Source organism: Pseudomonas sp. SWI36 (assembly GCF_002948105.1).
Taxonomy (GTDB): domain Bacteria; phylum Pseudomonadota; class Gammaproteobacteria; order Pseudomonadales; family Pseudomonadaceae; genus Aquipseudomonas; species Aquipseudomonas alloputida.
Genome location: NZ_CP026675.1, coordinates 2,473,905 through 2,492,319 on the forward strand (window position 1 = coordinate 2,473,905; position 18,415 = coordinate 2,492,319).

General features: G+C 57.7%; 19 protein-coding genes. 11 read left to right on the forward strand and 8 right to left on the reverse strand.

Going from position 1 to position 18,415, the window contains the following annotated elements; genetic code table 11:
* Positions 1–4: 4 nt before the first annotated feature.
* Positions 5–1,492 carry a SulP family inorganic anion transporter gene (locus C4Q27_RS11910; RefSeq protein WP_034133707.1) on the reverse strand — a complete coding sequence of 496 codons (1,488 nt, stop codon included), beginning with the start codon at positions 1,490–1,492 and terminating at the stop codon, positions 5–7.
* Between the two features lie 428 nt (positions 1,493–1,920).
* Here C4Q27_RS11910 and C4Q27_RS11920 point away from each other — a divergent pair, with 428 nt between their 5' ends.
* Together C4Q27_RS11920 and C4Q27_RS29795 are read left to right on the forward strand one after the other, a co-directional pair.
* On the forward strand, positions 1,921–2,316 hold the full coding sequence (locus tag C4Q27_RS11920) for a response regulator (RefSeq protein WP_104886882.1): 396 nt from the start codon (positions 1,921–1,923) through the stop codon (positions 2,314–2,316).
* A 303-nt stretch (positions 2,317–2,619) separates the two neighbouring features.
* Entirely contained in the window at positions 2,620–2,871 is a 252-nt protein-coding gene (locus tag C4Q27_RS29795) for a hypothetical protein (protein WP_104886883.1), read from the forward strand.
* 288 nt (positions 2,872–3,159) lie between these two features.
* On the opposite strand, the gene C4Q27_RS11930 is transcribed toward C4Q27_RS29795, so the two are convergent.
* The 3 genes from C4Q27_RS11930 to C4Q27_RS11940 form a co-directional block, all read right to left on the reverse strand.
* On the reverse strand, positions 3,160–3,483 hold the full coding sequence (locus C4Q27_RS11930) for a hypothetical protein (protein WP_104886884.1): 324 nt from the start codon (positions 3,481–3,483) through the stop codon (positions 3,160–3,162).
* On the reverse strand, positions 3,480–3,701 hold the full coding sequence (locus tag C4Q27_RS11935; protein WP_177410003.1) for a hypothetical protein: 222 nt from the start codon (positions 3,699–3,701) through the stop codon (positions 3,480–3,482). Before C4Q27_RS11935 ends, C4Q27_RS11930 begins: the two co-directional genes overlap by 4 nt.
* 566 nt (positions 3,702–4,267) lie before the next feature.
* Positions 4,268–5,185: a LysR substrate-binding domain-containing protein gene (locus C4Q27_RS11940; RefSeq protein ID WP_104886885.1), complete on the reverse strand. Its 918-nt coding sequence runs from the start codon at positions 5,183–5,185 to the stop codon at positions 4,268–4,270.
* Positions 5,186–5,380: 195 nt separating this feature from the next.
* On the opposite strand from C4Q27_RS11940, the gene C4Q27_RS11945 reads away from it, so the two are divergent.
* The 4 genes from C4Q27_RS11945 to C4Q27_RS11960 all read left to right on the forward strand — a co-directional run bounded on the left by C4Q27_RS11945 (position 5,381) and on the right by C4Q27_RS11960 (position 9,370).
* Positions 5,381–6,130: an SDR family NAD(P)-dependent oxidoreductase gene (locus C4Q27_RS11945; protein WP_014754902.1), complete on the forward strand. Its 750-nt coding sequence runs from the start codon at positions 5,381–5,383 to the stop codon at positions 6,128–6,130.
* Positions 6,131–6,197: 67 nt separating this feature from the next.
* Positions 6,198–7,499, forward strand: a complete 1,302-nt coding sequence (locus C4Q27_RS11950) for an MFS transporter (RefSeq protein ID WP_104886886.1) — start codon at positions 6,198–6,200, stop codon at positions 7,497–7,499.
* An 18-nt stretch (positions 7,500–7,517) separates the two neighbouring features.
* Complete coding sequence (locus C4Q27_RS11955; protein ID WP_064491863.1) at positions 7,518–8,366, forward strand: transketolase; 849 nt, start codon at positions 7,518–7,520, stop codon at positions 8,364–8,366.
* Positions 8,363–9,370: a transketolase family protein gene (locus C4Q27_RS11960; RefSeq protein WP_064491864.1), complete on the forward strand. Its 1,008-nt coding sequence runs from the start codon at positions 8,363–8,365 to the stop codon at positions 9,368–9,370. Before C4Q27_RS11955 ends, C4Q27_RS11960 begins: the two co-directional genes overlap by 4 nt.
* 111 nt (positions 9,371–9,481) lie before the next feature.
* Here C4Q27_RS11960 and lpdA read toward each other — a convergent pair whose 3' ends face one another.
* Positions 9,482–10,882, reverse strand: coding sequence for a dihydrolipoyl dehydrogenase (gene lpdA, locus C4Q27_RS11965; protein WP_014589177.1), 1,401 nt, complete (start codon positions 10,880–10,882; stop codon positions 9,482–9,484).
* A 207-nt stretch (positions 10,883–11,089) separates the two neighbouring features.
* Here lpdA and cfaB point away from each other — a divergent pair, with 207 nt between their 5' ends.
* Positions 11,090–12,274, forward strand: coding sequence for a C17 cyclopropane fatty acid synthase CfaB (gene cfaB, locus C4Q27_RS11970; protein ID WP_104886887.1), 1,185 nt, complete (start codon positions 11,090–11,092; stop codon positions 12,272–12,274).
* Positions 12,275–12,361: 87 nt separating this feature from the next.
* On the opposite strand, the gene cls is transcribed toward cfaB, so the two are convergent.
* Complete coding sequence (cls, locus tag C4Q27_RS11975) at positions 12,362–13,801, reverse strand: cardiolipin synthase (RefSeq protein ID WP_064491866.1); 1,440 nt, start codon at positions 13,799–13,801, stop codon at positions 12,362–12,364.
* 132 nt (positions 13,802–13,933) lie between these two features.
* Here cls and C4Q27_RS11980 point away from each other — a divergent pair, with 132 nt between their 5' ends.
* Positions 13,934–14,461 (forward strand): DUF3617 domain-containing protein, encoded by a 528-nt coding sequence (locus tag C4Q27_RS11980; RefSeq protein ID WP_064491867.1) that lies wholly within the window; start codon positions 13,934–13,936, stop codon positions 14,459–14,461.
* A gap of 212 nt (positions 14,462–14,673) precedes the next feature.
* Here C4Q27_RS11980 and C4Q27_RS11985 read toward each other — a convergent pair whose 3' ends face one another.
* Positions 14,674–15,054, reverse strand: a complete 381-nt coding sequence (locus C4Q27_RS11985) for a glutamine synthetase (protein WP_104886888.1) — start codon at positions 15,052–15,054, stop codon at positions 14,674–14,676.
* A 114-nt stretch (positions 15,055–15,168) separates the two neighbouring features.
* Here C4Q27_RS11985 and zigA point away from each other — a divergent pair, with 114 nt between their 5' ends.
* Genes zigA through C4Q27_RS12000 form a run of 3 tightly spaced genes read left to right on the forward strand, consistent with a single transcriptional unit; the run spans position 15,169 to position 18,012 of the window.
* Positions 15,169–16,377 (forward strand): zinc metallochaperone GTPase ZigA, encoded by a 1,209-nt coding sequence (gene zigA, locus C4Q27_RS11990; protein WP_064491869.1) that lies wholly within the window; start codon positions 15,169–15,171, stop codon positions 16,375–16,377.
* A complete protein-coding gene (locus C4Q27_RS11995) occupies positions 16,374–17,000 on the forward strand; it encodes a DUF1826 domain-containing protein (protein ID WP_104886889.1) in 627 nt (208 codons plus the stop codon). The genes zigA and C4Q27_RS11995 overlap by 4 nt, the downstream gene beginning before the upstream one ends.
* Positions 17,001–17,040: 40 nt before the next feature.
* Entirely contained in the window at positions 17,041–18,012 is a 972-nt protein-coding gene (locus C4Q27_RS12000) for a GTP-binding protein (protein ID WP_104886890.1), read from the forward strand.
* On the opposite strand, the gene C4Q27_RS12005 is transcribed toward C4Q27_RS12000, so the two are convergent.
* Positions 18,013–18,405, reverse strand: a complete 393-nt coding sequence (locus C4Q27_RS12005; RefSeq protein WP_003253259.1) for a DUF3301 domain-containing protein — start codon at positions 18,403–18,405, stop codon at positions 18,013–18,015. It abuts the gene before it with no gap.
* Positions 18,406–18,415 lie beyond the last annotated feature (10 nt).

The window sequence follows — 18,415 nt, forward strand, 5'->3', positions numbered from 1 at the left end:
CTCCTTAGTGGCTCATGAGCTTGTCGATGGCACCGGGTTTGTCATGCACGCCGAAGCGGTCAACGATTGTTGCGCTGGCTTCATTAAGACCGAGCACTTCAACCTCAGCGCCTTCACGGCGGAACTTGATCACGACCTTATCCAGCGCTGCGACCGCGGTGATATCCCAGAAATGCGCCTGCGTGAGATCGATGGTGACCTTGTTGAGCGCTTCCTTGAAGTCAAAAACCTCAGTGAACTTGTCTGCAGAGCTAAAGAACACTTGGCCCACGACGTGGTAAGTCCGATGCGATTTTGACTCTTCCAGAGTGCTCTTGATATCCAGGTAGTGCCCGACCTTGTTTGCGAAGAACAGGGAGGCCAGCAGCACACCTACCAGTACGCCGTAGGCCAGGTTATGAGTGGCCACGACGACCACGACGGTCGCCACCATGACGAGGTTGGTCGACAGCGGATGCTCTTTCAGATTACGCAAAGAATCCCAGCTAAAGGTGCCGATGGACACCATGATCATCACAGCCACGAGTGCCGCCATAGGGATTTTGGAGAGCCATTCGCCAAGAAATACCACCATCAGCAGCAGGAAAACCCCGGCACACAATGTCGAGAGACGGGTGCGGCCACCAGATTTCACGTTGATGATCGACTGGCCGATCATGGCGCAACCTGCCATGCCGCCAAGCATGCCGGCAGCGATGTTGGCCACACCCTGGCCTTTGCACTCGCGGTTTTTGTTGCTGGTGGTATCGGTAAGATCGTCGACGATGGTCGCGGTCATCATTGATTCGAGTAGACCCACTACTGCCAACGCAGCCGAATACGGGAAAATGATGCGTAGGGTTTCAAAATTCAGCGGAACTTCAGGCCAGAGGAAGATCGGGAGCGTATCAGGCAGTTGGCCCATGTCACCGACGGTGCGGATATCCAAACCGAGGTAAATGGCGATGGCAGTCAGCGTCAGAATGCACACCAATGGAGAGGGGATCAGCTTGCCGATTTTCGGTACATACGGAAACAGGTAGATGATTCCCAGGCCCGCAGCGGTCATGGCATAGACATGCCAGGTGACATTGGTCAGCTCAGGCAATTGCGCCATAAAAATCAGAATCGCCAATGCGTTTACGAAGCCGGTGACTACCGAGCGTGAAACAAAGCGCATCAACGAGCCAAGCTTCAGGTAGCCGGCAAGGATTTGAAGTACGCCACATAGTAGAGTCGCGGCCAGCAGGTACTGGAGTCCATGCTCTCTTACCAGCGTAACCATCAACAGTGCCATGGCGCCTGTCGCCGCCGAGATCATTCCGGGGCGTCCGCCGACAAAGGCGATGACAGCACAGATACAGAAGGAGGCGTAGAGACCGACTTTGGGATCTACCCCGGCGATGATGGAAAAGGCGATGGCTTCCGGGATCAGCGCGAGTGCGACCACCAGTCCCGCAAGCACGTCGCCACGGACGTTGGAAAACCACGTTTGTCTAAGTTTTTGCAGCATAGAAAATATCCAAGGCAAAGCATCGCGCACGCCAAGGGAATGGCGAGCGAATCGATACAAATTCAAATTTTGAGGATTTTTTGCTGTGTGCTTAAGGTGTAAAACCAGGCGTACAGCAGTGCGCACCCGCGAGCGAGGCTAGCGGAAGCAGGGTGTTGCGAGGGGGCGTAGCGCTAAGGCGGCGTAGGCTGCCAGTAGATCGTTTGGAGTACAGTCATACTGATGTTCCTGTAGCTCAAGGGGTATGCGGAGCAGAAGTATACAACGAAGCCATCGTCTATTGCGACCCGCTGCCAAGCTCAGCATGGGCTAAGTCAGATACAGGCTTATTCAATGGGTATACCTGCGGCCAAGGCTTTTTTTCCACTCGCTCTTGTTTGAGCTGGTCTGTGTGCTGAGGGGTGAGTTGGCCAGACGGTTACCACGAAATGCTCGGACTCCTCCTGATCGTCGAGGACGAGCCAATTCTGCGATCAATGATTGTTGAGGTACTGCAGGATTCGGGCTTTCTACTTCTCGCCGTAGCTACAGCAGACGAAGGTTTGGAGATACTCAAACGAACACCAGTGACCATGCTCATTACTGATGTAGAAACGCCCGGACAAATGAATGGCTGGGAACTTGCTCAGATCGCTAGCCAGCAGGATCCCAAAACCTCGATAGTCATTTCTAGCGGATGCGTCAGACATGAAACGGACCTCATACCCGAAGGCGCTCAGTTCCTCGCGAAGCCATGGTCAATTGACCTACTCCTGAGCCTAGTGACCGAACACCGGCAGCTCCTTTTGCAAAAATCAACCTCGGGAGAGCATGGGGACTCATAGCCGCATTCCCATAGGCCAACCATGCCAACGTGTCGAGCGAAGGCAAAACGGCTAGAGAGACTGCTGGACATCATCTTGAAGTGCCCGTTGCCAAGGTACCGGTAAGGTGCATACACAATATCAAAGCCTTGACGGCTCCACCTCAAGCACGGTCAGAAAGAAAGCCCCACATCATCCTGCGTCATTTCTTGTGATAGTGATACTTCGAGGCACTAAGCGTCATTGATTCGTCTCGATGAGTCATATTGATGCTTTTCAATCTTGGGACTAAGACTAAGGTATATGCTTGGAGAGACACGCGCCATGCAAAAGAGATTTGTTATCGTTCCGGCTGTGCCGATCGACAAAGAATGCTTCCAATCTGGTTCTCGATACTATGCCGCTACCGTATCAGGCGGATTCGACATTTACGACAATCAGGAAAAATTACGATTGAAGCCAAGCTACTCCACGAGGTCGCTCGCAGAAGCCACCTGTGAGGAGTTGAACGGGGAATGCGGCAATCCAGACGAACTTTTTCCATTCTTGCGGGTGGACTGCTCTCCCAATGAATAGTGATGTGGGCTGGCGACTGTGGGCGCTCACAACATAGTTTGACACAAGCAGACAGGAGTCCGATCTTGTTCATTACGGAGTACGATATTCGGTGAAGCCACCCTCGAGCCGACCTCTATGAGTCAGCCATTACGTATGACAGTGAAATGCTAGGACCCTGGGGACACGGCTAAGGAGATTTCATCGTCGAGCTACCTCCGGAAGTCCTGAGGTAGCTCGGTGTCACAGTTGGTGACCAGAGCATCGAACTCATCGCTGGCGTAATTGTCCTGAAGCCAGTCTATATAGCTACTCCTGAGTAGCTGCTGGCTCTTGCTGACTGATTTCACTGAGTGGGGTCTGGGCACGAACCTCTATCATTTCGATCAGCTCCAAATGCTTGGGGAACTCACGCTTCAGCCAATCGCTGGGCACAAAGTGATGATCTAGGTGCACCGCCGTGCTCTGTCCGTCATCGCAAGCACAGAGCATTACGTTCATCTCCGTCTCATCACCCGCCATTGCTGCAGGTACAAATATAGTACCGCTGTCACTGACGCCAAACGACCGGCGCCACTCGGGAAAGCGCTTGCCGTCTGGGTTGGAAACCGCGAACCAATTGATCTTGTTCATTTGTCATTCTCGAATGGAATTAGAGTGGAGTACGGAAGCTCTTCGTCTTCGACCGCAGCAAACACCTGATCCAGCACTGCAGTTGGGGCATCAAAAGCTCCAAGGATCACGTATAGCTCGCACATGAGGTTAGCCTTGGCCTGCCGGTCAAAACCAGCATCACCGGCTACCTTTTCAGCCGAGTCGAATGCCTGGCTTACTGACGTTTCTGCGATCAAGTAGCGAGCACCGCAGTCACACAGCAACGGGTGGTTTGATCGAGGGGCAGTGCTCGCAGGAGCGGAGGAGAGAGGCCTCACCGGCTCCTGCGACAGTTTTAATTCTCTAAATCCAACGATGCAAGAGCGCCCACACGGGTTACCCATCCCAAAAAGATACCATCATAATTTTTTTGGGGGTTTTGCACGGTACATTCCTGCGATTTTTCTGTGGCTGAACCTTTGCTGTGACAACCTTTATTGTTGTGACAACCTTTATTAAACGAAAAACCCCGAGAATTTTTGAAAAGCTATGCTTTGTGACAACCTTTATTTTCTCTTCCCCAGTATCAATCTCCCCGCTAGGCCGCGAATTTCAAGAGGTTTTGGGACAAAGTTTATTAATCAGCAACATCAGCTTGTGGATTTAGAGAATTAAAGCTGACGCAGGATAATTAAAACTGTCGCAGGAGGCGGTGAGTCCACCGCACCGCCGCCTGCAATGTTCCTGCTCCTTGAAGTTGCCTCACTCGTTCGACGCTGGCTTTTGGGCAATGACGTCAACATGCACGCGATCATCCGCATGCCTAAAACACGAAGCCATGCCCGAGCTCTCGCTCCATCCACGCCAAGAAACGCCTGACCCGTTCGAACCCGGAATGCGCTTTCGGAAACACCAGATGATGGGCCGCCACAGGCGCGCTGAAGATGTGTGGCACGACTTCCACCAGTGTTCCGGTTGCAAGGTACTTCTGCGCTAACAACGTACTTTCGAGTGCAAAACCCAGCCCGTGACTGGCGGCCTCCAGGGACATGTAGGAACGATCGAAGCTCAACGCGTAGGGCTTTTCCGGGCGGGCGAGACCGTGTCGAGCGAACCAGGCCGGCCATTTCAACAATGTGGCTTCGGAGAGAATCAAGTCCCGACGCAGTAGATCCGACGCGTCGTCGATCCTATGCCGGGCCAGCAGTTTCGGTGAGGCCAGCACGGCAAATGCCTCATTGCCTAAAGTGCGCACCTCGTAGCTAGGCCAATTGGGTTCGCCATGGCGAATGTCTACGTCAATCTTGTCTCGACTGAAATGCAGAGATTCATAAGAGCACGACAAGTTGATCTGGATATCCGGGTGCGCCATCCGAAATGCTTCCAGCCTTGGCATTAGCCACAGCAGGCCGAAACTCGGTGACGAATGCAAACGCAGGCAATCGAGGCTGACGTCGCTGCTGGCCCGTTCTGCGGCGACGGAAAGACTGTGCAGAATGCCGGAAACGTCTTTCAGATACTGCTCGCCAACGGGGGTCAGGCTGACGCCTCGCGCCGCGCGAAAGAACAGTTGTCGACCAATCATTGCTTCGAGCTTGGCCAATTGATGACTGACAGCCGAAGGGGTGAGGTCTAGCACTTCCGCTGCGCGGGCAACATTACCGAAGCGAGCAGTTTGCTCAAAGGCCTGAATCGCTCTCAGGGGTGGAAGGGCCGGCGCGGTATCGTCAACAGATCGCATATCAGTCACTTCGCTCGCAGCGCATATTTTTATTGGGGACCTTCATTCAATCATTTAGCAATCAGGGTGACGAGTGCTGAATTTTTTTCAGCACCCAATGATTTTTGCGTTATTGCTCAGGGCCTGGGCCGAGACCAAAGTAGGCCCATCGATTCCGCTGAATCGACCCTATAAAAACAATCAGAGGTCACACCCATGCTTCTTCAAGGCAAAGTCGCAATCATCACTGGCGCCGCATCGGCACGCGGGATCGGCCGGGCAACTGCGGCCACATTCGCTGCTCAAGGTGCCCGCGTGGTGATCCTCGATCTGGATGAAGCCGCTGCCCGCGATGCCGCAGCGTCTCTTGGCGAAGGACATCTCGGCCTGGCCGCCAACGTCGCCGATCAGGCACAGGTAAACCAGGCCGTTGCGCAGATCATCGAGCACTTTGGCCGCATCGACGTGCTGGTCAACAACGCTGGCATCACCCAACCCCTCAAGACCCTGGACATCAAGCACAGCGACTACGACAAGGTGCTCGACGTCAGCCTGCGCGGCACTCTGCTGATGTCTCAGGCCGTCATTCCCCTGATGCGCGAGCAGCGTTCGGGCAGCATTGTCTGCATGTCCTCGGTATCGGCACAGCGTGGCGGCGGCATCTTCGGTGGCCCGCACTACAGCGCAGCGAAAGCCGGGGTACTGGGCCTGGCCAAGGCCATGGCACGAGAGCTGGGGCCGGATAACGTGCGCGTGAACGCCATCGCCCCGGGTCTGATTCACACGGACATCACTGGCGGTTTGATGCAGGACGATCGTCGCCACGCAATCATCGACGGTATTCCACTGGGCCGTCTGGGCGAAGCGCAAGACGTCGCTAACGCCGCTTTGTTCCTGGCCAGCGATCTGTCGACCTACCTGACCGGAATCACCCTGGATGTAAACGGCGGCATGCTCATTCACTGATGCACATTGCGTCAGCCCGTGCGGCTGACGCTGTTCTGAATCGATAAAAACAAGAGATCAGACCATCATGATTACCACCCTGTCATTGGACGCGGTTTCGGCCGTGCGCTCCAACGCATACCGCAAGACTGCCTGGCGACTGATGCCGTTCCTGATGCTGTGCTACCTGTGTGCCTATCTGGACCGGGTGAACGTGGGCTTCGCCAAGTTGCAGATGATGAGCGACCTGTCCCTAAGCGAGGCCGTTTATGGCCTGGGCGCCGGCATGTTCTTCATTGGCTACTTTCTCTGCGAAGTGCCCAGCAATCTGATCCTGCACAGGGTCGGCGCACGCCGCTGGATCGCCCGGATCATGATTTCCTGGGGGATCATTTCCGCCCTCTTTGCCTTCGTTGAAACCGCCTGGCAGTTTTATGCCCTGCGTTTTCTGCTTGGCATCGCTGAAGCGGGTCTGGCTCCGGGCCTGTTGTTGTACCTGACCTACTGGTTCCCGTCCTACCGTCGCGCAAAGATGACCGTGCTTTGGTTCGTCGCGATTCCATTGTCGGGGATGATTGGCGGCCCACTGTCAGGTTGGATCATGAATCAGTTCGCAGGTTTTCATGGCTGGGCGGGCTGGCAGTGGATGTTCGTCATCGAGGCAATTCCAACCGTCATCGTCGGCTTGTTGGTACTGACCTATCTCAAAGATGGCGTGCATCAGGCCACCTGGCTGACCGATGAAGAAAAGGAACTGGTTACCAAGGAGCTCGCCGAGGACAACGCCCACAAGGTCACTCATGCCTCACCTCGGGAATTCATCCGCGATCGCCGCCTATGGCTGCTGGCCTGCATCTACTTCTGTGTAGTCATGGGCCAGTACGCGATTACCTTCTGGCTGCCGACCCTGATCCGCAATGCCGGGGTATCGGACCCACTGCACATCGGCATGCTGACCAGCCTGCCTTACATGTGCGCCATCGTCGCCATGCTGCTGATGGGCCGTAGCGGCGACAAGCATCGCGAACGTCGCTGGCACCTGGTTGCCCCGATGATCGCAGGCGCCATCGGCCTGACACTGGCGGCGCTGCTGGGTGGCAACCTGCTGCTGTCGGTACTCAGCCTGTGCCTTGCAGCAGCTGGCGTGCTCTCGGCTTCCTCACTGTTCTGGATGCTGCCCACTACGCTGCTCGGCGGTGTGTCAGCCGCAGCAGGTATCGCCGGTATCAACAGTTTCGCCAACCTTGCCGGGTTCTGCTCGCCTTACCTGATCGGTTGGATCACCACTTCCACCGGTTCCAGTGCCATCGGCATGTACCTGATCACCGCAGTGCTGCTCGCGGGGGCCACGTTGGTCCTGCGCATTCCCGCCGCATCGGTCAATCGTTAACTCGCTGGAGTAGTCACCATGACTGTCAACGCACCCGACACTTCGCTCTCGGCGCTCGCCGAACGCGCGTACAACATTCGCCGCCATGCCCTGCGCATGGGGCAGGTCCAGGGCCAGGGTTATGTCGGCCAGGCCCTCGGCGCCGCTGACTTGCTGGCCGTGTCGTACTTCCATGCGCTGCGCTATCAGCCCCACAACCCCGAATGGGAGCAACGCGACCGCTTTTACCTGTCCATCGGTCACTACGCCATCGCCCTGTATGCAGCGCTGATCGAAGCCGGCGTGATCCCCCTGGAGGAACTGGAAACCTATGGTTCGGACGACAGCCGCCTGCCGATGTCGGGCATGGCCGCCTACACGCCGGGCATGGAAATAACCGGGGGGTCGCTCGGCCACGGCTTGGGCATAGCGGTCGGCGCTTGCCTGGGCCTGAAACGCAAGAACTCGGGTTCGTTTGTCTACAACCTGCTTTCGGACGGCGAATTGAACGAAGGATCAACCTGGGAAGCCGCGATGTCGGCCTCACATTGGAAACTGAACAACCTCATCGCAATCATCGACGTCAACAACCAGCAAGCCGACGGCTACTCCAGCGAAGTGCTGACATTCGAGCCCATCGTTGACCGTTGGCAGGCGTTTGGCTGGTTTACCCAGCGCGTGGACGGCAACGACATCGGCGCCCTGGTCGCCGCGTTCGACGCCGCACGCAACCATCAAGGGGCACAGCCGCGGGTCATCATCTGCGATACCAAGATGGGCAAGGGTGTGGACTTTCTCGAGTCACGTGAAAAAACCCACTTCATCCGCGTCGATGAAAACGAGTGGGATCTGGCATTGCAAAACCTTCAGGTCGGGAGAATCGTATGAGCCGCGTAAACACCACCGAAACCGGCAAGAAGCGCCTGACAACCTCGGCCATGATCGCTTCGATCGCTGCCGAGGGCCAGGCCACCCGCTCAGCGCCGTTCGGTCATGCGTTGGCGGCACTGGCCGAACAGCGTTCGGACATCGTTGGCCTGTCGGCGGACCTGTCCAAGTACACCGATCTGCATATTTTCGCGAAGGCGCACCCGGACCGTTTCTATCAGATGGGCATGGCCGAGCAATTGCTGATGAGTGCAGCCGCTGGCCTGGCACGCGAAGGCTGCGTGCCGTTCGCCACCACGTACGCGGTATTCGCTTCGCGTAGGGCCTATGATTTTATCTGCATGGCCATTGCCGAGGAGAACCTCAACGTCAAGATCGTCTGCGGGTTGCCGGGCTTGACCACCGGTTACGGCCCCAGCCACCAGGCTACGGATGATCTGGCAATCTTCCGCGCCATGCCGAACCTGATGATCGTCGACCCATGCGACGCTCTGGAGATCGAGCAGGCGGTGCCCGCTATCGCCGCCCATCAGGGACCGGTGTACATGCGCCTGCTGCGCGGCAACGTGCCGCTGGTATTGGACGAATATGGCTACAAGTTCGAGATCGGCAAGGCCAAGACCCTGCGCACCGGAAAGGACGTGGTGATCATCTCCACCGGTCTGATGACCATGCGCTCGCTAGAGGCCGCAGCGCAGTTGCAGAAGGATGGCGTCGATGTGGCAGTACTACACGTACCCACCATCAAGCCACTGGACGAACAGACGATTCTGGCTGAGGCACGCAAGTCTGGACGGCTGGTGGTCACCGCCGAAAACCATTCGATCATCGGCGGCCTGGGCGAGGCGGTGGCGGGACTGCTGCTGCGCAACGGGGTAACGCCGACATTCCGCCAGATCGCTTTGCCCGATGCCTTCCTCGATGCCGGCGCCCTGCCGACGCTGCATGACCGCTACGGCATCTCCACCGATGCAGTGAGCGCGCAGATCAAGGCTTGGCTGTGACGTGATACCTGAAGATAGAGCCGGCCGGAATTAAAGGCGGCTCTATCCCTGTATGCCCGCCAAGCGAATGCCGAAGGCAAGGGCATGGCCTGACGCAGCGAATGGGGCTCGTCAGATTTGCATGGCCATGCCATCCACATTCATCGCCGCCTGGCGCAGGGCCTCGGAGCGCGTCGGGTGCGGGTGGCAGGTGAGGGCGATATCTTCCGCCGAGGCCGAGAACTCCATAGCCACGCAGAACTCACCAATCATCTCGCTGACGCTTGGGCCCACCAGGTGCACACCCAGTACTTCATCGGTTTCGGCATCGGCGATGACCTTGGCGAAGCCTTCGGTCTCGTGGTTGATCTTGGCACGGCTGTTGGCGGTGAAGGGGAACTTGCCAACCTTGTAGGCACGTCCTTCGGCCTTGAGCTGCTCTTCGGTCTTGCCCACGGTGGCCATCTCCGGGCGGGTATAGATCACGCCAGGGATGAGGTTGTAGTTGACCTCGTGGGGCTTGCCGGCGATGCGTTCAATACAGGCCACTGCTTCGTCTTCGGCCTTGTGCGCCAGCATCGGGCCCGAAGTGACGTCGCCAATCACCCAGACACCCGGCACCGAGGTACGGTGGTGCTCGTTGCCGAGCATGCCGCGCTTGTCGGCTTCCAGGCCCACGCTTTCCAGGTTCAGCCCTTTGGTATAAGGGCGGCGGCCGATAGCCACCAGCACGTAATCGGCTTGCAGCGATTCTGCGGTACCACCGGCGGCAGGCTCCAGCGTCAGGCTGACGCCATCGGCACCTGCGGTAGCCTGAGTCACTTTACTGCCCAGCTTGAACACCATGCCTTGCTTGGCGAGAGCCTTCTGCAGGGTCTTGGCCGTTTCCGTGTCAGTGCCTGGGCAGATGCGGTCCAGGTATTCGATGACAGTGACCTGGCTACCCAGGCGGCGCCAGACCGAACCCAGCTCAAGACCGATCACGCCAGCACCGATGACGACCAGGTGCTTGGGCACTTGCGGCAGCGACAGCGCGCCGGTCGAGTCAATGATGCGCTGGTTGTCGACGGTCACACCTGGCAGAGGGGTGGGCTCAGAGCCGGTGGCAATGACGATGTCCTTGGCCTGCAACGCGGTTTCGCTACCGTCTTCGGCCTTGACCACGACCTTGCCGATGCCATCCAGGCGGCCCCAGCCTTTGATCCACTCGACCTTGTTCTTGCGAAACAGGTATTCGATGCCCTTGGTCAGGCCTGTCACGCTCTCATCCTTCTGTTTCATCATCTGGGCGAGGTTGAGGGTGGGCTTTACTTCGATACCGAGGTGGGCGAACTCGTCACCGCTGGCAGCTTCGTAAAGCTCCGAAGCATGCAGCAGCGCCTTGGATGGCATGCAGCCGACGTTCAGGCAGGTACCGCCCAAGGTCGAGCGGCCTTCCACGCAGGCAACGCTCAGGCCCAACTGGCCAGCACGGATGGCTGCGTTGTAGCCGCCAGGGCCACCGCCGATGATCACCACGTCATAGGATTTCATGGGTTCAACTCCAGGATGTAGAAGCGCGAGAGGGCACAAGGTTAAGCTGAGATGCAGTGATTGTATACAATCTGCTGTGTGGATAAGATCAGTTGGTTCTAGACCATGGTCTTGCTTAGAGGAAACATCCTACAGATGAACTACTCTGATCCGGTGACGTTCGAAATATTAGGCGTCGTGGCCAATTAAGGACAGGAGGGGTGTTTCATGCTTGCTCAACTTCCACCTGCATTGCAGAGCTTGCATCTGCCGCTGAGGCTGAAGCTGTGGGACGGTAACCAGTTTGATCTTGGGCCTAGTCCTCAGGTCACCATTCTGGTGAAGGAGCCGCAGCTGATCAGCCAGTTGACCCACCCAAGCATGGACCAGCTAGGCACCGCATTCGTCGAAGGCAAGCTGGAGCTGGAAGGCGATATCGGTGAGGCCATCCGCGTGTGCGACGAGCTGAGCGAAGCGCTGCTGGCGGATGAGGATGAAACGCCGCCGCCACGTGTGTCTCATGACAAGAGCACCGACGCCGAGGCAATCTCCTACCACTATGACGTGTCCAACGCGTTCTACCAGCTTTGGCTGGACCAGGACATGGCCTATTCCTGCGCCTACTTCCGTGAGCCGGACAATACGCTCGACCAGGCGCAGCAGGACAAGTTCGACCACCTGTGCCGCAAGCTGCGTCTGGATGCCGGTGACTACCTGCTCGATGTTGGCTGTGGCTGGGGCGGGCTGGCGCGGTTCGCTGCCCGTGAATATGGCGCCAAGGTGTTCGGCATTACCCTGAGCAAGGAGCAATTGAAGCTCGGCCGCAAGCGTGTGCAAGCGGAAGGGCTTGCCGACAAGGTCGAGCTGCAGATTCTCGATTATCGCGATCTGCCCCAGGATGGTCGCTTCGACAAGGTTGTCAGCGTGGGTATGTTCGAGCATGTCGGGCATGCCAACCTGGCGCTGTACTGCCAGAAGCTGTTCGGGGCGGTGAGGGAAGGGGGGCTGGTGATGAACCACGGCATCACTGCCAAGCACGTCGATGGCCGACCGGTCGGGCGTGGGGCGGGTGAGTTCATCGATCGCTATGTATTCCCCCACGGCGAGCTGCCGCACCTGTCGATGATCAGCGCCAGTATCTGTGAAGCCGGGCTGGAGGTGGTGGACGTGGAGAGCCTGCGCCTGCACTACGCTAAAACCTTGCACCACTGGAGCGAGAACCTGGAGAACCAGTTGCACAAGGCGGCAGCGCTGGTGCCTGAGAAGACCCTGCGGATCTGGCGTTTGTACTTGGCCGGGTGCGCCTACGCCTTTCAGAAGGGCTGGATCAACCTGCACCAGATATTGGCCGTGAAGCCATACGCCGACGGGCATCATGACCTGCCTTGGACGCGGGAAGACCTGTACCGTTGAAATCGTAAGTGTCACCGCCCTGATAGGGCGGGCTGCGCAGGAGCGGCCTTTAGCGCGAAAAGGCCGCTTTCAACGGGTGTGCTCACCCTAAAGAATCGGCGATATCAGCCGCGCAATCCGCATCCCCAATTGCTGCAGTCGATGGGTATCTTGGGTGTCTTCTGCAGTAATTTCCCGCGCTTGTTCGAAGTCTTCCTGGAGCATGTGCTCGACCTGGTCGGCGAAGCCGCGATCGACTGTCAGCAGGGTAATCTCGAAGTTCAGGCGGAACGATCGGTTGTCCAGGTTGGCACTCCCAATCGCGCTGACGTCATCATCCACCAGCACCACCTTCTGATGCAGAAACCCGGGTTGGTAACGGAACATACGTACCCCCGCGCGCACCGCTTCGAAGGCAAACAGGCTGGAGGCAGCGTAGACGATGCGGTGGTCCGGCCGTGACGGGATGAGCACCCGCACATCGACTCCTCGTAGTACCGCCAGCCGCAAGGCGGCGAACACGGCCTCGTCAGGGATGAAGTAGGGGCTGGTGATCCACACCCTGCGGGTGGCCGAATGAATCGCCTCAAGGAAGAACAGCGAGCAGGTTTCTTGTGGGTCTGCCGGGCCGCTGGCCAGGGCCTGACACAGTACGCCGTTATCCGGGTACGTATCGGGCAGGATCAGCGGCGGTAGCTGGCGCGTGGCCCAGTACCAGTCCTCAGCGAACGACTCTTGCAAGCAGGCCAGCACCGGTCCGCTGATCTGTACGTGGGTGTCACGCCAGGGGGAAAGCTGTGGATGTTCACCCAGGTACTCGTCTCCCACATTGTGGCCGCCGATGAAGCCGAGCAACCCATCCACCACCACAATCTTGCGATGGTTGCGGAAGTTCACCTGGAAGCGATTGAACCAGCCGCGACGGGTGGCGAATGCGTGGATCTGTACACCGCCGTCACGCAGCACCTGGCTGTAGCTGGACGGCAAGGCATGGCTACCGACACGGTCGTACAGCATGAACACCTGCACGCCTTCGGCGGCTTTGCGTAGCAAGAGTTGCTGCAGTGCCTTGCCGAGGGTGTCGTCATGAATGATGAAGAACTGTACCAATACCACATCGCGTGCTTTTTCGATGGCTGCGAAGATGGCATCGAAGGTGGCCTTGCCATTGATCAGCAGTTTTACCTGGTTATTTGCCAGGCATGGCATGCGACCCAGCTTGGGCATCGCTCGCAACGCGGCGTAGCTTTCGGACTCGCGGGCGGTAAGGGCTTCTTCAACCCAAGGTCGCCAGTTGAGGTTGGCCATGGCCACGTGCATTTCCTGGTTGGCCTGACGCCGAGCCTTGATGTAGGCGTAGAACGAGCGGGCGCCGAAGATCAGGTAGGGGATCAAGGTGAGGTAGGGGATGAAGAGCAAGGGCATCGCCCACGCAATGGCACCCTGAGCTGTCCGCACGGTGAACAGCGCATGCAGTGCGGCGACAATACCCAGCAGATGGATCAGGCCGAGTAGGTAACCAAAGAAGTAGGGGCTGTGGTAATCCATATGCATCCTGCTTGCCGAGTACACTTGAGGTAACAGAACACGTTCCCGGTCCGCCTGCAACCCGCAGGCGGATTTGGCGTCTAAGGCTCAGTCCGGCCCGTTTGACCGGCTTTTTTCCAGGAGCGTTCGTCCATGAAGATTCGTCTGCCACTGTTGGCGTTGGCCCTAGGCATGAGCAGTCCACTGGTACAAGCCCAGATGCTGCAACCGGGGTTGTGGGAGCTGACCACCAGCAACATGCAGGTCGATGGCAAGCCGCTACCCGACATGGAATTCATGCTCGGCCAGTTGAAGAACCTGCCGCCAGAGCAGCGTGCAATGATGGAAGGGGTGTTGGCCAAACAAGGGGTCAGTGTAGGTGGTAAGGGGGTGCGTTCGTGCCTGACGCCGGAACAGGTGGCAACGAATGACATTCCGCTGCAGGACCCGAAATCGGGCTGCACGCAGAAGATTACCGACCGTACCGGTAACGTGTGGAAATTCCAGTTCAGTTGCCCGAAAGCACAGGGTAATGGCCAGGCTACATTCCTCAGTGATCGGGAATTCACCACCCAGGTCAGTGGCACGTTCAACGCTTCGGGTGTGCAGCAGCAAGGCAGCATGAACACGCGTGCGGTGTGGCTAGGCAATGACTGCGGGACGGTCAAACCGCGCAGCTGAAATTCACACTGGTGAGTGGCAACCGCGTCGTGGGCATGCAGGCTCGGATAGTTCCACGTGGAACATTTCATTTCGATCCTTGCCTCGACGCGGTTACGGCATAGCTTTTCGGTCTGACAAAGGGCTGGTCAAGGCTGGTGTTTTCAGCGCGTGCTCGAAGCTGACTTACAAAATAGGCAGCAGAGAAAAAGCGTTCAAAATGAAAGGAGGCGTCAACGGCACCCCTCGATCAAGCTGCAATGCAGCTTGAAGCGCTCCCCGCTGGAACTGGATACGCGGTTCAAGGTGGTCCAGCCTACGCGGCGGCTGTAACCCACCCAGGCCTCACCATCGCTGGCCAGGCCGGTAAAAAAAGTCAATGTGCCATAGCGGCTGTTGGTTTGTGCCCACAGCCGACGGCTGCTGAAGTCGTAGCCGCGAAGGTAGAAGGTGCTGCCTTCAGTACGCACACTGTAGTAAGTGCCTTTGCCGTCCTGGCAAGCGAGCAGCGTCGCACTTCGCGTACAAAGGACCAGTGTTTGGTTTTGTGGCATGGCCAACTGCGAAGCAGGCATGGTGAGTAACAGCAATGCCATGACGCGTGGCAAATTCATTTTTCATCCTCTGTGAGCACTCGTCCGTCGAGAACCACTTGGCGAAAGTGTATTGTTATCTTATAACATTATGCAATGCATCGTTTCGAATGCGTCTGCCTGAAGAGGTTCGCCATGTCCAATCGTCTTCCCGTCACCGTGCTGTCCGGCTTTCTGGGCGCCGGCAAGAGCACGCTGCTCAACCATGTGCTGCGCAACCGCGACAACCTGCGGGTGGCGGTAATCGTCAACGATATGAGTGAAATCAACATCGATGCCAGTGAGGTGCAGCGCAATGTCAGCCTCAACCGCGCTGAAGAGAAACTGGTCGAGATGAGCAACGGCTGCATTTGCTGCACGTTGCGCGAAGACCTGCTTGAGGAGGTTGCGCGACTGGCCGAAGAGGGGCGTTTCGATTATTTGCTGATCGAGTCCACCGGTATCTCTGAGCCACTGCCAGTGGCTGAGACTTTCACTTTCCGCGACGAGCAGGGTCGCAGTCTGTCCGATATGGCGCGACTGGACACCATGGTCACCGTGGTCGATGGCTTGAACTTCCTGCGCGACTATCAAGCAGCAGACAGCCTAGCCAGCCGCGGCGAAACGTTGGGCGAAGAAGACGAGCGGTCGATCAGTGATTTGCTGATCGAGCAGGTCGAGTTCGCAGATGTGCTGCTGCTGAGCAAGATCGACCTGATCAGCCAACATGAGCGCGAAGAACTCATCGCTATTTTGCGCAGTCTCAATGCCCGAGCGCAGATCGTACCCATGGTCATGGGCCAAGTGCCGTTGGCACGTATCCTCAACACCGGGCTGTTCGACTTCGATCAGGCGGCCCAGGCACCAGGCTGGTTGCAGGAGCTGCGCGGTGAACATGTACCAGAAACCGAAGAGTACGGTATCGCGGCCATGACCTGGCAGGCCCGACGCCCGCTTCATCCACAGCGCTTTTACGACTTTATCCACAAGGACTGGGAAAACGGAAGGCTGCTGCGTTCCAAAGGCTTTTTCTGGTTGGCCAGCAAATATCAGGAAGCTGGCAGCTGGTCGCAAGCGGGCGGCATGATGCGCCATGGTCTGGCTGGCCGCTGGTGGCGCTTCGTGCCACGCGAGCAGTGGCCACAGGATGTGGATAACACGAATGCGATCTTGAAACACTGGACCGCCGACACCGGTGACTGCCGACAGGAGTTGGTGTTTATCGGGCAGAATATCGACTTCGAAAAATTATCCACAGCCCTCGATGCATGCCTGTTGACGGATCAAGAAATGGACTTGGGCCACATGGGCTGGTTGCGCCTACCTGACCCATTTGGCCCATGGCATGAGGAGGCGGCAGCATGAACCTGGCGCACCGACCTGTGGATATCTTTCAGGTGTTTGGCGAGACGCCCCAGGTGCTGGCCGAAGTGCTGCAGGATGGCGTGAACCTGGCCGTATGGCGGCGGCGCTTGCCGGCCCAACTGGAGGACTTTGCCGCACTGGTGATCAGCCTTGGCCAGCCCTTGGCTGATCAGCGGGTAATTGATGTGGACGAGGAACAGAAGCCGGTATTGCCAGATCTGCTGCGTGAAGCGGCGGATTTGCATGGATATGAAGCTTTCGTTGCTGATGTGACCTGGTTGGTGGCGGCTTATACCTGCCTGGTTGGCGCACGTCGGGTCGGTTTGCGCTTGCGCGTTCTGGACGGTCCCATGTGTCCACGCTTCCATGTGGATAACGTACCTTTGCGCCTGCTCACCACCTACGTCGGCCCAGGTAGCGAATGGTTGCAAGAACGGGATAGCGGTCGTGGTGAGTTACACACAGCTAAACCATCTGTGGATAACATCCAGCAACTGCAAGCCGGTGAGGTGGCGATACTCAAAGGTGAAAAATGGCAGGGTAATGAAGGGGCAGGCCTGGTTCATCGGTCCCCTTCGGCACAGCAGGGGCGTTTGCTGCTCAGCCTTGACTGGCTGGCCTGACAGCGCATAGTGAGGCATCACCGCCGCCTGAAGCCACGCCATGTTGCAGAACATTCCCACCCATGTAATTGCTGGCCCGCTGGGTGCTGGCAAGACCACTTTGATCCGTCAACTGCTGGCCCAGCGACCCGCAAACGAGCGCTGGGCGGTATTGATCAACGAGTTCGGCCTTGTCGGCCTGGATGCAGCCTTACTTAGCCGTGACGAGGACGGCATCGCCATCGGCGAGGTTGCAGGCGGCTGCCTGTGCTGCGTCAACGGCATGCCGTTCCAGGTGGGCCTGGGCCGATTGCTACGCAAATCGCGGCCTGACCGGCTGTTTATCGAACCTTCCGGCCTGGGCCATCCGTTGCAGCTGCTGGCTCAGTTGCAACAAGCGCCTTGGGTTGGAGTGCTGACAATTCAGCCACTCTTGATGGTTGTGGATGCCCAGGCCATGGCTCGAAACAAGCCGCTTCCAGAGGCTCAACAGCAGGCTTTCAATGCCTCTGAACACGTGGTTTTCAATAAATCAGAGGCTGTGGATGAACAACATAAGTTGTTGATAACTAATAAATTTAAAGAAAAGAGCATCATGTGGACCGTGCAAGGGCAACTGCCGCTGTCCGGCCTCCCGACGGCATCTCCACAGATTGTTGACAGCTCATTACTGGAAAACCAGATTGTCGACAATCTTGGAATAGCCCCCGCAGTATTGTGGACAGACCCCCGTCAGCCTATCTGCCTTGCCCAGCAAGGGGAGGGCGGTTGGAGTATTGGCTGGCGGTGGCACCCTGGCCAAGAGTTTTATCCACAGCGGCTGAAAGCTTTCTTGTCTGCTTTGCCATGGCGACGGGCCAAGGGAGTTATCCACAGCATGGAGGGCTGGTGGTCATTCAATGGGCTGAATGGGGATATGCCCGCTTGGCAGCCCAGTGACTGGCGCAGGGACAGCCGTATCGAGCTGATTTTCGATCAGCCGCAACCGCAACCCGCGTTGCAAGCCGGGTTGAATGAATGTCGCGTCAGTTGATCAGTTGCGCCAGCGGTTGTGCTCCTGGCGCCATTGCTGCATCTCTATGACGTTGTCGGCGCGTGGTGGGGTCTTGATTTCGAACGGGTAGGGCGCCAGTTCGATCTGCACGCTGTGGGCGCCGAACTGGGTCGCGGTGCCGGGGTGACGTTGCTCACCCGTGACGGTGAATTCGAAGGCATAGACGCGTGCCAGGCGCTTGCGGCCATTGGCATCCCGGACAAAGGCGATGCGCTTGAGCGCTACGGCATCGTCAAGCAACTCCAGGTCGAGTTTGGCGCAATGCTGTTTGACCCGTTCCAAGGCCTTTTCACGCAACCCATGGTTGTGCCACAACCAGGCGCCTGCCGTGGCTACCAGCATCAGGACGAAGAGGTTCTCCAGGGTCAACATTTGCATATGC

Bases quoted from the DNA above. Each gene is read 5' to 3' on its own strand.
- C4Q27_RS11910 (WP_034133707.1), bottom strand. From the start codon at position 1,492: ATGCTGCAAAAACTTAGACAAACGTGGTTTTCCAACGTCCGTGGCGAC.
- C4Q27_RS11920 (WP_104886882.1), top strand. From the start codon at position 1,921: ATGCTCGGACTCCTCCTGATCGTCGAGGACGAGCCAATTCTGCGATCA.
- C4Q27_RS29795 (WP_104886883.1), top strand. From the start codon at position 2,620: ATGCAAAAGAGATTTGTTATCGTTCCGGCTGTGCCGATCGACAAAGAA.
- C4Q27_RS11930 (WP_104886884.1), bottom strand. From the start codon at position 3,483: ATGAACAAGATCAATTGGTTCGCGGTTTCCAACCCAGACGGCAAGCGC.
- C4Q27_RS11940 (WP_104886885.1), bottom strand. From the start codon at position 5,185: ATGCGATCTGTTGACGATACCGCGCCGGCCCTTCCACCCCTGAGAGCG.
- C4Q27_RS11945 (WP_014754902.1), top strand. From the start codon at position 5,381: ATGCTTCTTCAAGGCAAAGTCGCAATCATCACTGGCGCCGCATCGGCA.
- C4Q27_RS11950 (WP_104886886.1), top strand. From the start codon at position 6,198: ATGATTACCACCCTGTCATTGGACGCGGTTTCGGCCGTGCGCTCCAAC.
- C4Q27_RS11955 (WP_064491863.1), top strand. From the start codon at position 7,518: ATGACTGTCAACGCACCCGACACTTCGCTCTCGGCGCTCGCCGAACGC.
- C4Q27_RS11960 (WP_064491864.1), top strand. From the start codon at position 8,363: ATGAGCCGCGTAAACACCACCGAAACCGGCAAGAAGCGCCTGACAACC.
- lpdA (WP_014589177.1), bottom strand. From the start codon at position 10,882: ATGAAATCCTATGACGTGGTGATCATCGGCGGTGGCCCTGGCGGCTAC.
- cfaB (WP_104886887.1), top strand. From the start codon at position 11,090: ATGCTTGCTCAACTTCCACCTGCATTGCAGAGCTTGCATCTGCCGCTG.
- cls (WP_064491866.1), bottom strand. From the start codon at position 13,801: ATGGATTACCACAGCCCCTACTTCTTTGGTTACCTACTCGGCCTGATC.
- C4Q27_RS11980 (WP_064491867.1), top strand. From the start codon at position 13,934: ATGAAGATTCGTCTGCCACTGTTGGCGTTGGCCCTAGGCATGAGCAGT.
- C4Q27_RS11985 (WP_104886888.1), bottom strand. From the start codon at position 15,054: ATGAATTTGCCACGCGTCATGGCATTGCTGTTACTCACCATGCCTGCT.
- zigA (WP_064491869.1), top strand. From the start codon at position 15,169: ATGTCCAATCGTCTTCCCGTCACCGTGCTGTCCGGCTTTCTGGGCGCC.
- C4Q27_RS11995 (WP_104886889.1), top strand. From the start codon at position 16,374: ATGAACCTGGCGCACCGACCTGTGGATATCTTTCAGGTGTTTGGCGAG.
- C4Q27_RS12000 (WP_104886890.1), top strand. From the start codon at position 17,041: ATGTTGCAGAACATTCCCACCCATGTAATTGCTGGCCCGCTGGGTGCT.
- C4Q27_RS12005 (WP_003253259.1), bottom strand. From the start codon at position 18,405: ATGTTGACCCTGGAGAACCTCTTCGTCCTGATGCTGGTAGCCACGGCA.